Origin of the sequence: Rhodospirillum sp. A1_3_36 (genome assembly GCF_047263945.1) — a bacterium.
Lineage (GTDB): Bacteria > Pseudomonadota > Alphaproteobacteria > Rhodospirillales > Rhodospirillaceae > Rhodospirillum.
The window spans coordinates 1-11,472 of the sequence record NZ_JBLAVB010000043.1 but is presented as its reverse complement, the minus strand read 5'-3'; the positions used below and the strand labels follow the sequence as shown (position 1 = coordinate 11,472).

Here is an 11,472-nt window from a genome sequence, read left to right as displayed (position 1 = left end):
GATTTCTATCGCCAAGGTCAACTCCCCTATCCAGAAATTGAATATGGGGAGAGTGAATCATGATTGAGCGAACTAGGGAATCCCTTAAAGCCTATATCCGAGTCACAACCTCATGCCCTTGGTATAAGAGCCCAAACCGACATTCATCCGGTGACTTCAAAGGGTTCCGTCATGCCCGTGGAAACACGGCGAAACTATTGAAATCATGGCAGTCATTTCGGGTCGGGCTCTCATGGAGGCGGAGTATATACTCTGTGTGCTTGAAAATCCGGACCCCCTGCTTCGCCGTTGCTGGGCTCTGCCCAGACCCGCAAAGGGTCACGGACCCTTTGATCCCATTCGTAAAAAAACGAATGGGGGTCCGGGGCCTCAGGCCCCGGTTGGGAGCGGGGCAAAGCCCCGCGTTTTTCGGTTTTTCAAGGAGATGGAGTATATCCCGATTTGAGAGTATTCCTATTCCGCATCGGGTTGGTTTTCCGGCGTTGCCCGGTCAAAGGCAGGCAGGGCCAGACAGGCCGCATCCATGGCCCGCAGTCGGGGGAAGGGCGTCAGGTCCACGTCGAAGCGCCGGGCATTGTACATTTGGGGAACCAGACAAATCTCGAACAAGCCCGGGGCCGCACCATTCAAAAAGGGGCCGGGGGCCTGTTTGCGTCTCAGGCTCTCTTCGACCCCGGCGAATCCTTCAAGAACCCAATGGCTGTACCAGCCGTTTTTCGCGTCCTCGGTGACCTGCAAGTCGCTTTTCAGGTATTTCAGGACACGTTGGTTGTTCAGGGGGTGGATATCCACCGCGATGGCTTGGGCGAGGGCGCGTGTCTGGCCGCGGCCCAGGGCTGTTTCGGGCAGCAGGGGAGGCTCCGGATGGGTCTCGTCCAGATATTCGATGATCGCCAGCGATTGGCAAAGTACCTCACCGTCATCAAATTCCAGACAGGGAACGAGCTTGTAGGGGCTCACCGCCGCGTAGGCTTGGCTCCGCTGTTCTCCCTTGGCCAAGTGGACGGGGATCATGTCGGCGCCCAAGCCCTTTAAGTTCAGGGCAATGCGCACGCGATAGGCCGCAGAAGACCGCCAATAGGTATGGAGTTTCATCTTAGTGGTGTTCTCCTCGGATGGGGGGGCCTATGGCCCGGGCATTGGCGGTCACCCGCGTCATCAGGCGAAGAAAGGTGTCCCGTTCCTCAGCAGACAGGCCGTCGAGCATGCGTTCTTCGACCTGTTTCACCTCGGGCAGCAGGTCGGTGAGGATCAGGCGGCCCTTGCGGGTCAGGCGGAGCAGGATGCGCCGCCGGTCCGTCGGGTCGATGTGCCGCTCCAGGATCCCCTTCTTTTGCAGGGCGGAGATGGCGCGGGAGACGTTGACCTTGTCCATGGAGGAGCGGCCAACGATTTCCTTCGCCGACAGGGGCGCATTGTCACAGAGGACAGCCAGAGTGCGCCATTCATTGACCGATAGGCCATGGAGCGAGGTGTAGACCTGCCGGACGGCACCGCTGACTGCCGTATAGAAAATGCGGACCTTGTAGGGAAAGAAGTCGGATAGGACGAAAGTTGTCTCTTCTGGCTTTTTCTCTTGTCCGGATATCATCTGTCGACTCCATAGGTTGGACCGGTCTTTAGCCGTTGGGAGAGAAATAGGGCACGCAATTTTCTCTCCTTACTTCATGAAGGACGGAAGCCACAAGGACAGGGCGGGGAAGAGCACAAGGAGGACAAGGCGTGCGGCGTCGGCGACGAGGAAGGCCACGATACCCCGGCTGATGGTCCCCAGGGTCAAACCGGGTGTGCCCGCCATGATGATGAACAGATTCATGCCCACAGGGGGGGTGATCAGGCCAACCTCCACGACGGACACCATGATCACGCCGAACCAGATGGGATCCAGGCCGAGGCTGGTGATCAGGGGGTAGACGAAGGGCAGGGTCAGCAGGATCATGGACAGGGCGTCCATGAAACAGCCCAGGATCAGGTAAAAGGCGATCAGAGCGACCAGGACCGCCATGGGCGCCCAGCCAAGGTCGATGACGAAGCTGACCAGAGCTTGGGGAAGGCCCGCCGATTCGACGAAGTAGTTGAACAGGGCGGTCCCGATCAGGACCAGGAAGATCATGCCGCTGGTCACGGCCGTTTCGGTCATGCTGTCGAGGAAGACGGACTTCGTCAGCGCCCCCCGCAGGGCGGCGAGCAAGAGGGCACCCGCCGCGCCGACGGCGGCGGCTTCCGTCGGGGAGAACCATCCCAGATAGATGCCACCGATGACCAGCGTGAACAGCAGGCCAATGGGCCAGACCCGCTTGAGGGCCTGCAGCCGCCCGGACCAGGGCATTTTGGCGTCCGCAGGTCCCAGAGCGGGGTTCCGCCAGGTCCAGATGGTGATGGCGGCCATGTACAGGGCCGTTGCCACCAAACCGGGGATGAGTGCGGCAGAGAACATCTTGCCGATGGATTGCTCGGTCAGCAGGGCATAGATGACCATAATCACGGAGGGGGGGATAAGCACGCCCAGGGTCCCGCCAGCCGCGATGGTCGCCGAGGCCAGCCCATCGTCGTACTTGCGGGCGCGCATTTCGGGCATAGCCACCCGACACATGGTCGCCGCCGTGGCCAGGGAGGACCCGCAGATGGCGCCGAAAACGGCGCAGGCCCCAACGGTCGCCATGGCCAATCCGCCACGGAAATGCCCCATGAAGGCGTGGACCGAGTCATACAGCGCCTTGGACAGGCCCGCTCGGGCCGCGAAGACCCCCATCATGACGAACAAGGGCACCACGGACAGGCCGTAGGGAAAGACGGAATCAAAGGGAATGGTCCCCAGAATGAAGCCAACGGAGAAAAAACCGTTGACCATCCAGCCACCGACCAGCCCCACCAGTCCCATGGCGATGGCGATGGGGACACGCATGAGAATCAGGCCGAACAAGGCGAAGAAGGACAGGAAAACAAGGGTGGTATCGGCCATGGGGTCACGCCTTCCCGGTGATGTCGAGCAGCGGATTGGGCCGCCCGGAGACAAGGGCACCCAAGGCGCCGAGGAACATGAGGAACACCGCCAACGCGGCGAAGGTGGAGCCCACCACCAGGGGGATCCAGTAGAGGACCATAGGAACGCCAATGGTCAGGGAGGAGTCGCCGTAGGTCCATTGCTGGAGCGCCTTGTCCATACCAAACCAGCCGATGCCGGCCATGACCACACAGGCCGCAGCCGTCGACAGGGCGAGGGACACGGCTTGCCCCCGGATTCCGAAGCGTTCGACCACCATGGAAACGGCCACATGTCCATGTCGCGTGAAGCCCAGGGGGATGGATAGGAAGGCTGCCCACATGATGGTCAGCTGGACGAGGTCAACCGCGCCGGGAATGCCTCCCTGTCCGATTTTCCGCAGGATGATGTCAAGGACCGTGATGGACATGGCGCCAAGCAGGGCTGTCATGCCGACCCAGGCCAGGATTTGGGCCAGGGGAAAGAGGACGGTCAACACGCGGTTGATCATGGGGAGCCTTCCAAAGGGACGGATGGGGGACCGGGGCCGCAGGCCCCGGCATCATCAAGGAATGGGGGGGGAGCGGAGAAGAGCCCCCCATGTTTGGGAAATTAGTTCCCGGTGCCTTCATATTTTTCGACGAGCTTCTGAGCCTTGGCGTAGATGGCCCGGGCATTGTCGGCGCCTTGCTCTTCCGCCGTGGTCAGGTAGGCGTCGATCATCGGGGCCAGGGCTTCGCGCCATTTGGCCCGCTCAGCGTCGGCTAGCGGGGTGACGGTATTGCCCGCCTCGGCGATATCCTTCTTGCCCGCTTCGTCCCATTTGGTCCACCAACCGCCGAACTTGGCCACCAGGGGCGCGCCGGAGATGTCGTCGATGACCGCGCGGACATCCTCGGGCAGGGAGTCGTATTTGCGCTTGTTCATGACGAAAAAGAAGGTGGTCGTATAGGCCTTGGCGTCCAGGTGGTACTTCAGGACTTCGTACAGCTTGAAGCTATGGATGGCCTCGTAGGTGAAGGCATTGCCGTCGATCACACCCTTTTGCAGGGCGGAGTAAACCTCGGTCGGCGGCATGCCCACGGGGGTGGCACCCAATTGTTCCAACATCATGGAGACAGCCTGGGAGGGCGTACGCAGGCGCAGACCCGCCAAGTCTTCCATGGTGGTGACCTGCTTGTCCCGGGTGTGGATCAGTCCGGCGTTATGGGCATGCAGGGCCAGCACCTTCAAGCCATCGTATTCGGGAGCAATATCGCCGTCGGTATAGAGATCCCAAAGAGTCCTGGAGGCCGCGTCCGCCGTTTTCACCAGAAAGGGCATGTCCATGACCAGGGTGCGCGGCAAACGGCCCCGGGGAATGCCTGACAGGCCGTGGGCGATATCGACCACGCCAGCTTTTACCTGGTCAAGCTGGTTGGCCACATTGCCCAGAGCCGATCCCGCCGAATAGATCTCGACCTTGACCCGACCATTGGTGCGCGCCTCCAATTCCTTGGCCCAGGGCTCCAGGAAGTCGGTGTAGCTGGGGTGGGAGGAGGGTAGGAAATGGCTCATTTTCAGGACAATGGTGTCCTCGGCCTGGGCCAGGGTCGCCGAGCCCAATAGGCCGCAGGCGACAAGGGCGGAAACAAACAAACGCTTCATGGACAGAGTCTCCCGAATGGGGGGTGGCAGGGTCTGCGGTCGGGGATGTGTGAGCCCCCTGGGGCAGGATGATTATTTTTTTTAGTTTCTTCTGAAACAATATTCCCCGGGGATGAAACAAATTTCAAGGGCTTTCTCAATGTCTTCTTATATTGTTGTTTATGAATGAAAAAATAGAATATGGGGCCGGGTTGATACCATTGGAATTCCGGGAAACTCTGGAAAAATCAAATGGGTAGGATGTAAAAAATCATTGATAAAATTTCATATGCAACAAATTATGGGGCCATTGAACCGCCCCAAGGCGGCACCATTGAAAGTTTCGCTTGAGGAGGAACGGACATGACGATCCAGCGCATTCACCATGTGGCCTATCGCTGTAAGGACGCCAAGAAAACTGTGGAGTGGTACGGCAAGTACCTGGATATGGATTTCGTCCTGGCGATTGCCGAGAATCAGGTGCCATCGACCAAGGCCCCGGACCCCTACATGCATATCTTCATGGATGCGGGTATGGGCAACATTCTGGCCTTCTTCGAACTGCCCAACTCTCCGGAGCAGGGGAAAGACCCGAACACTCCCGATTGGGTCCAGCACATCGCCTTCAAGATGGGCTCCATGGAGGAGATGATGGCAGTCAAGGCCAAGCTGGAAGCCGATGGCATCGATGTGGTGGGACCCACCGAGCATACCATTTTCAAGTCCATCTATTTCTTCGACCCCAACGGACACCGTCTGGAACTGGCCGTGGATACCAACACGCCGGAGATGGATTCCAAGCTTGATGCGGTGAAATGGGAGATGTTGGAGGAATGGGACAGGACCAAGCGCGCCCCCCAACATGCCGCCTGGATGCACAGCACGGAATTCGCCAACTAACCGCTGTTCCACGCGCCGCTGTAAGGACTTTTTGATGAAACTCGCCACCCTGACCAACGGGACCCGTGACGGCCAGCTTGTCGTCGTCTCCCGCGACCTGACCCGCTGCCTGCCCGTGCCCGAGATCGCCTCCACCCTCCAGGCTGCCCTGGACGATTGGGAAGCCCTCTCCCCCAAGCTGGCCGTGGTTTCCGACCAGCTTAACGACGATGGATCCCTGGGCCAATCCTTCGACGAGGCCGCCTGTGAATCGCCCTTGCCCCGTGCCTTCCAGTGGGCCGACGGGTCGGCCTATGTGAACCACGTGGAATTGGTGCGCAAGGCCAGGGGCGCCGAGTTGCCGGAGTCCTTCTGGACGGATCCCCTGATGTATCAGGGGGGATCGGATTCCTTCATCGGGCCCCGCCAAGACGTGCCCCTGGGATCGGAAAGCTGGGGGATCGATTTTGAGGGCGAGGTCGCGGTGATTACCGACGATATCCCCATGGGAGCCAGCCCGGCCAAGGCTGCGGAAGGGATCCGCTTGCTGATGTTGGTCAATGACGTCAGCCTGCGCGGCCTGATTCCTGCGGAACTGGCCAAGGGCTTCGGTTTCTTCCAGTCCAAACCCTCCAGTGTGTTCTCGCCGGTGGCGGTGACGCCCGACGAATTGGGCGCGGCCTGGAAGGATGGCAAGGTCCATCTGCCCCTGCTCTGCACCCTGAACGGTGCCCTGTTTGGCAAGGCCGAGGCCGGGGAAGACATGACCTTTTCTTTCCCCGAGATCGTCGCCCATGCCGCCAAGACCCGTCCCCTAGGGGCAGGAGCTATCGTCGGCTCCGGCACGGTGTCGAACAAGCTGGATGGTGGCCCGGGCAAGCCGGTTGCGGAAGGGGGGCGCGGCTATTCCTGCATTGCCGAGATCCGCATGATCGAGACCATTTCCGAGGGCAAGCCCTCAACCCCCTTCATGCGGTTCGGCGATACCATTCGCATCGAGATGAAGGACGCCGAAGGGGCTTCCATCTTTGGGGCGATTGATCAGACGGTTGTGGAGAACAAGGGCTGAAGCCCAGACGACGACAGGAAGCGAGCCCCGAAAAGAGGGCGCTTCAAGGCTAAGGAAAAAGAGGTGGCGGTAAGGGCGAAAGACCCCCGCCCCGACAGGGAGGTTTCACGATGCTGAACACATACGCCTATCCGGAGTTTGACTACGTCCAAAGCGCCGAACAGCGCGATGGCGTGGTCAAACGCCACCCTGCTGTGGTCATCGGCGCAGGTCCCATCGGCCTGACCATGGCGCTGGATCTGGCTCATCAGGGCATTCCGGTCGTGGTTCTGGACGACAACAACACGGTCTCCATCGGATCCCGCGCCGTCTGTTATGCCAAACGGCCGTTGGAAGTCTGGGACCGCCTGGGGTGCGCCAAGCCGATGGTTGACAAGGGCGTGGTCTGGAAGGTGGGCAAGGTTTTTCGCGGGGAGGAAAAGGTCTACCAGTTCGACCTGTTGCCCGAGGAAGACCATAAGCTTCCCGCCTTCATCAACCTGCAGCAATACTATCTGGAGGAATACCTGATTGCCCGTCTGAAGGAGATGGGCGATCTGGTGGACCTGCGCTGGAAGTCCAAGGTAATTTCCATCAAAAACCAACCGGATCATGTGGTTCTACAGGTGGAAACCCCCGACGGGGTGTACCGGATGGAGGCCGATTGGGTGGTGGCTTGCGATGGCGCGAATTCGGACGTCCGCAAGATGATGGGGTTGGAGTTCACCGGTCAGTTCTTCATGGACCGCTTCCTGATCGCTGATGTGGTCATGAAGGCGAACTTTCCCGCCGAGCGCTGGTTCTGGTTCAATCCGCCCTTCCACCCCAACCAGTCCGTCTTGCTGCACATGCAGTCCGACGACGTCTGGCGCATCGATTTCCAACTGGGCTGGGAGGCTGATCCGGAAGAGGCCAAGAAACCCGAGAATGTCATCCCCCTCCTCAAGAAAATGCTGGGCGAGGACCAGGAGTTCGAACTGGAGTGGGTCAGCGTTTATCAGTTCGCCTGTCGCCGCATGAACGACTTCCGGGCCGGCCGGGTGTTCTTCGCGGGAGATGCCGCCCATCAGGTCTCGCCCTTCGGCGCAAGGGGGGCGAATACGGGGGTCCAGGACGTGGATAACCTCGCCTGGAAGCTCAAGCTGGTTCGCGAGGGCAAGGCGCCGGAAAGCCTGCTCGACAGCTATTCCGAGGAGCGGGTCTTCGCCGGAGACGACAACCTGCGGAACTCCACCCGATCGACGGATTTCATCACGCCCAAAAGCAAGGTCAGCAAGGCTTTCCGCGATGCGGTGCTCGACCTTGCCCGGGACCTTCCCTTCGCCCGACCTCTGGTGAACTCCGGACGGCTGTCGACGCCGACGCCCTATGTGGAGTCCTCCCTGAATACCCCCGATGGGGAGACCTTCTCCGGGGCTATGGCGCCGGGCACCAATTGTGCCGATGCCCCGATCTGGGTCGACGGTCAGGACGGCTGGCTTCTCGACCGGATCGGCGGGCGCTTTACGGTTCTGACCTTCGGTGAGGATCCCGGTATCACGGGTGGAGAGGTGGATGGGATTGCCTACGATGTTCTGGTGGTCGGCAAGGACATCCAGGATGCCAAGGGGCGTTTGGCCGAACGCTATGACGGCAAGGCGGGAACCACCTACCTGCTGCGTCCGGATCAACATGTGGCTGCCCGCTGGCGGTCCTTTGACGCCGCTATGATTGCCGATGCCCTGAACCGGGCCGTGGGAAAGGCCGTCACCCCATTGTCCGCCAGCCGCGCAGCCTAGAGTGAAATGGGATCAGCTTGGAACAAGCTGGCCCCATTTCACTCTAATTCTATAAGTTTTAGCGTATCTTCGAGGCCAAGTTTGGTCGCAAAGCGACCCAACTTGATCTCGGAATACTCTAACGTCCGGGAGGAGCATAAAAATGAAACTCATCACCGATCCGAACATCACCCGTCCCGACGATTTCTACGAGGCCCTGATCGAGGCCCATCGGGACCTGTCAGAGGATCAGAGTCTGGCGCTCAATGCCCGGCTGATCCTGCTGTTGGCCAATCACCTGGGGGATATGGACGCCCTCCGCGAAGCCCTGGATCTGGCCCGGAACGGGATTGAGCCTATTGGCGCCAAGCCCCAGTCCCACGCAGCGTAGCGGTCCCTCCCCTTCAACGATCCCTTTCTTTCAGGAGTACCCCTATGAGCAAGACTTTTGCCTCCACCGGCGACCTGGGCGACAAGACCGTCACTTTTGCCAAATTGGGCGAGGGCGCCTACGCCTACACCGCCGAGGGAGATCCCAACACCGGGATCATCATCGGCGACGACGCGGTGATGGTGATCGACACCCAGGCGACTCCCTTCATGGCGCAAAAAGTCATGGAGCGGATCCGCGAGGTAACGGACAAGCCGGTCAAATATATCCTGATGACCCATTACCACGCCGTGCGTGTGCTGGGCGCTGCGGCCTACGGGGCGGAGACCATCATCGCCTCGCGCCTGACCCACGAGATGATCGTGGAGCGGGGCCAGCAGGATTACGACAGCGAGCTGGGCCGCTTCCCCCGCCTGTTCCAGGGCGAAGACACCATTCCCGGCCTGACTTGGCCAACCATCGTCTTCGATGGCAAGATTACCGTGGATCTGGGCAATCGCCCGGTGGAGATCTGGTCGCCGGGCAAGGGCCACACCCAGGGCGATACGGTGGCTTGGCTGGCGGACCAGAAGATCCTTTATTCCGGCGATCTGGTGGAATTCGGCGCGACCCCCTATACGGGTGACGCTCATCTGACCGATTGGCCGGCCACCCTGGACGCCCTGCGCGCCCTCAAGCCGGAAAAGCTGGTTCCGGGCCGGGGCGATGCCTTGACCACGCCCGAGGACTGCGAGAACGCCATGGCCATGACCCAGGCGTTCCTGACCGACCTGTTCGAGTCCGCCAAGGAAGGACGGGCTGGAAACAAGTCTCTCAAGGAAACCTTCGACCTGACCAAGGCCCGCATGGACCCGAAGTACGGCGATTGGGTGATTTATGAGCACTGCATGCCCTTCGACGTCTCCCGCGCCTATGACGAAGCCGGTGGCATGGTCCGCCCGAGCATCTGGACGGCGGAGCGCGACAAGGACATGTGGACGTCTTTGAACAGCTGATCGACGGATCCGTAAACACTAAAAAAGGGGCACTTCCAAGAGGTCTTTGGAGCGCCCCTTTTTCTATGGGCCTTGCTTGTTTTGCGATTTTCCGTACGGACAGGCGGTAAAGAAATCGCTGCGTCTAGAGTGAAACTGGATCAGTTTGAGTCAAGCTGCCCCCCTGTCGTGCACCGCGGTTTTCCGTCGTCATTCCGCTCTCTGACCATATGATTGAGATCACGTCTATGCAATAAGATCAGACAGGCCTAATTTCATCGTGATCTCGTGGTTCGGTTAATCCACAAGACTATGCCGAGATCAAGCTGGGTCGCTTTGCGGCGCAACTTGATCTCGAAGAGACTCTAAAATCACTATAGTTTGAGTGAAGTTGAGCCAGCTTCACTCTGATACCCCAGGTCCAGGCATGTCTTGACCTAAGTTGGCACCTTCCTCTAACCCCCTTTGCCCCTGTTGAAGGGGGAGAGGGCGGAGTGTCGTTTCCATGTTCGAGACCCTAAGGATTGTTTTCCCCATTTTCGCCGTCATTGGCATCGGCTTTTGGTTTGGTCGTCGCAAGATGATCGGCGAAAGTGGCGTTCAGGGGATCGTGAACTTCGTCTTCTTCCTGGCCATTCCCTGCCTGTTATTCCGGACCCTATCCCAGGCCCATATGGGGGAGACCTTCGACCTTCGCCTCGTGGGCGCCTATTATGGGGGGGCGCTTGTCCAATTCGTTCTGGTTTGGATGGTATCCCGTCATGTGTTTGGAAACGAGGGGGACACTTCGGGTATGGCAGCCATGGCAGGGACCTTCTCCAACACGGTTCTGGTGACCCTGCCTCTGGTCCAGAGGGCCTATGGAGAGGCCGGGATGGTTCCCCTGATGATCTTGATCATGCTCCACTCAGGGATTTTGTTCACCGTGACCACCCTGGCGATTGGTTTCGGTCAGGGCGCGAAGGGGGATGGGCTAGGGAAGACCTTGCGGGACGTTGGCCGGTCGGTCCTGCGGAATCCCGTCGTCCTCGCCTGCATATCCGGTATGCTGTGGAGCGTGGGAGGGCTGACCATGCCCGCAGTTATTGACGATACATTGGCGTTCATTGCGCGGGCGACCTCGCCGGTCGCTCTTTTGGCCGTGGGGGTGACTCTGTCTTCGCAAAAACTGACGGGCGACCTGAGGGAAATCTTCGTCGTTACCTCTTTGAAACTCCTGCTTTTGCCGCTTCTGGTTTGGTTGGCCGCAACCCAGGTCTTTGATCTGCGACCGGATTGGGTCGCCGTGGCAGTCATCACCGCAGCCAGTCCGGCGGGAGCCAACGTTTATGTTTTCGCCAATCGCTATGGTCTCTATATCCAGCGGGCCACAGGGGTGGTGCTGGTTTCGACGGTTTTGTCCCTGGTGACCCTGATCCTTTTGTTCCAGGTGTTCCCCAAACCCTGACCGCTTTGCCTTCAGACATTGCCAGGCCAGAGCCAACCTAGAGTGCTCCGAGATCACGATGAAATTTGGAGCTACGATCGAAACCGGGTGTCTCGCTAAAAAGGGGGGTGGCGTATCGTGGAGGAGTTCAACGCCTTCCACATCTCCAACGACGGAGTGATACCACCGGCCCTAACTGATGACCGCTTTTGCATATTGCCTTGATGTGATTGATCGGACGGCTTTTTGATCGTTTGCGAAGAAGTTCCATGCCTCGCAGCATCGCTCGACGATTTCGTCATAGGTGTCAAAAACGGAGATGGCGAGTTTGTTGGCGCGTAGATAAGCCCAGACGTTTTCGATGGGATTTAATTCGGGAGCGTATGGC

General features: G+C 59.5%; 11 protein-coding genes and 1 pseudogene. 6 read left to right on the top strand and 6 right to left on the bottom strand.

Annotated elements, in window-relative coordinates; all coding sequences use genetic code 11:
• Positions 1-453: 453 nt before the first annotated feature.
• The 5 genes from maiA to ACLIRY_RS26070 form a co-directional block, all read right to left on the bottom strand.
• Positions 454-1,095 carry a maleylacetoacetate isomerase gene (gene maiA, locus ACLIRY_RS26090; RefSeq protein ID WP_413208354.1) on the bottom strand — a complete coding sequence of 214 codons (642 nt, stop codon included), beginning with the start codon at positions 1,093-1,095 and terminating at the stop codon, positions 454-456.
• A 1-nt stretch (position 1,096) separates the two neighbouring features.
• Positions 1,097-1,591, bottom strand: a complete 495-nt coding sequence (locus ACLIRY_RS26085; RefSeq protein WP_413208353.1) for a MarR family winged helix-turn-helix transcriptional regulator — start codon at positions 1,589-1,591, stop codon at positions 1,097-1,099.
• A gap of 69 nt (positions 1,592-1,660) precedes the next feature.
• Positions 1,661-2,962, bottom strand: a complete 1,302-nt coding sequence (locus tag ACLIRY_RS26080) for a TRAP transporter large permease (RefSeq protein WP_413208352.1) — start codon at positions 2,960-2,962, stop codon at positions 1,661-1,663.
• Positions 2,963-2,966: 4 nt separating this feature from the next.
• Positions 2,967-3,494 carry a TRAP transporter small permease gene (locus ACLIRY_RS26075; protein WP_413208351.1) on the bottom strand — a complete coding sequence of 176 codons (528 nt, stop codon included), beginning with the start codon at positions 3,492-3,494 and terminating at the stop codon, positions 2,967-2,969.
• A gap of 101 nt (positions 3,495-3,595) precedes the next feature.
• Entirely contained in the window at positions 3,596-4,630 is a 1,035-nt protein-coding gene (locus tag ACLIRY_RS26070) for a TRAP transporter substrate-binding protein (protein WP_413208350.1), read from the bottom strand.
• A gap of 342 nt (positions 4,631-4,972) precedes the next feature.
• Between ACLIRY_RS26070 and ACLIRY_RS26065 the strand changes: the two genes are divergently transcribed.
• The 6 genes from ACLIRY_RS26065 (at position 4,973) to ACLIRY_RS26040 (ending at position 11,105) form a co-directional block, all read left to right on the top strand.
• A complete protein-coding gene (locus tag ACLIRY_RS26065; protein WP_413208349.1) occupies positions 4,973-5,509 on the top strand; it encodes a VOC family protein in 537 nt (178 codons plus the stop codon).
• A 34-nt stretch (positions 5,510-5,543) separates the two neighbouring features.
• A complete protein-coding gene (locus ACLIRY_RS26060) occupies positions 5,544-6,557 on the top strand; it encodes a fumarylacetoacetate hydrolase family protein (RefSeq protein ID WP_413208348.1) in 1,014 nt (337 codons plus the stop codon).
• A 110-nt stretch (positions 6,558-6,667) separates the two neighbouring features.
• The gene (locus tag ACLIRY_RS26055) at positions 6,668-8,314 is read left to right on the top strand and encodes an FAD-dependent oxidoreductase (protein ID WP_413208347.1); all 1,647 of its coding nucleotides are present in this window, start codon (positions 6,668-6,670) and stop codon (positions 8,312-8,314) included.
• Positions 8,315-8,456: 142 nt separating this feature from the next.
• Entirely contained in the window at positions 8,457-8,684 is a 228-nt protein-coding gene (locus ACLIRY_RS26050) for a DUF2783 domain-containing protein (RefSeq protein ID WP_413208346.1), read from the top strand.
• Positions 8,685-8,728: 44 nt separating this feature from the next.
• Positions 8,729-9,679 carry an MBL fold metallo-hydrolase gene (locus tag ACLIRY_RS26045; RefSeq protein ID WP_413208345.1) on the top strand — a complete coding sequence of 317 codons (951 nt, stop codon included), beginning with the start codon at positions 8,729-8,731 and terminating at the stop codon, positions 9,677-9,679.
• Between the two features lie 484 nt (positions 9,680-10,163).
• Positions 10,164-11,105 carry an AEC family transporter gene (locus ACLIRY_RS26040; protein WP_413208344.1) on the top strand — a complete coding sequence of 314 codons (942 nt, stop codon included), beginning with the start codon at positions 10,164-10,166 and terminating at the stop codon, positions 11,103-11,105.
• A gap of 171 nt (positions 11,106-11,276) precedes the next feature.
• Here ACLIRY_RS26040 and ACLIRY_RS26035 read toward each other — a convergent pair.
• Positions 11,277-11,472: pseudogene (locus ACLIRY_RS26035) on the bottom strand (IS630 family transposase); the annotation flags it as partial.

What these genes read in the sequence shown, in the direction of transcription:
- maiA (WP_413208354.1), bottom strand. Translation starts at nt 1,095, where the DNA reads ATGAAACTCCATACCTATTGGCGGTCTTCTGCGGCCTATCGCGTGCGC.
- ACLIRY_RS26085 (WP_413208353.1), bottom strand. Translation starts at nt 1,591, where the DNA reads ATGATATCCGGACAAGAGAAAAAGCCAGAAGAGACAACTTTCGTCCTA.
- ACLIRY_RS26080 (WP_413208352.1), bottom strand. Translation starts at nt 2,962, where the DNA reads ATGGCCGATACCACCCTTGTTTTCCTGTCCTTCTTCGCCTTGTTCGGC.
- ACLIRY_RS26075 (WP_413208351.1), bottom strand. Translation starts at nt 3,494, where the DNA reads ATGATCAACCGCGTGTTGACCGTCCTCTTTCCCCTGGCCCAAATCCTG.
- ACLIRY_RS26070 (WP_413208350.1), bottom strand. Translation starts at nt 4,630, where the DNA reads ATGAAGCGTTTGTTTGTTTCCGCCCTTGTCGCCTGCGGCCTATTGGGC.
- ACLIRY_RS26065 (WP_413208349.1), top strand. Translation starts at nt 4,973, where the DNA reads ATGACGATCCAGCGCATTCACCATGTGGCCTATCGCTGTAAGGACGCC.
- ACLIRY_RS26060 (WP_413208348.1), top strand. Translation starts at nt 5,544, where the DNA reads ATGAAACTCGCCACCCTGACCAACGGGACCCGTGACGGCCAGCTTGTC.
- ACLIRY_RS26055 (WP_413208347.1), top strand. Translation starts at nt 6,668, where the DNA reads ATGCTGAACACATACGCCTATCCGGAGTTTGACTACGTCCAAAGCGCC.
- ACLIRY_RS26050 (WP_413208346.1), top strand. Translation starts at nt 8,457, where the DNA reads ATGAAACTCATCACCGATCCGAACATCACCCGTCCCGACGATTTCTAC.
- ACLIRY_RS26045 (WP_413208345.1), top strand. Translation starts at nt 8,729, where the DNA reads ATGAGCAAGACTTTTGCCTCCACCGGCGACCTGGGCGACAAGACCGTC.
- ACLIRY_RS26040 (WP_413208344.1), top strand. Translation starts at nt 10,164, where the DNA reads ATGTTCGAGACCCTAAGGATTGTTTTCCCCATTTTCGCCGTCATTGGC.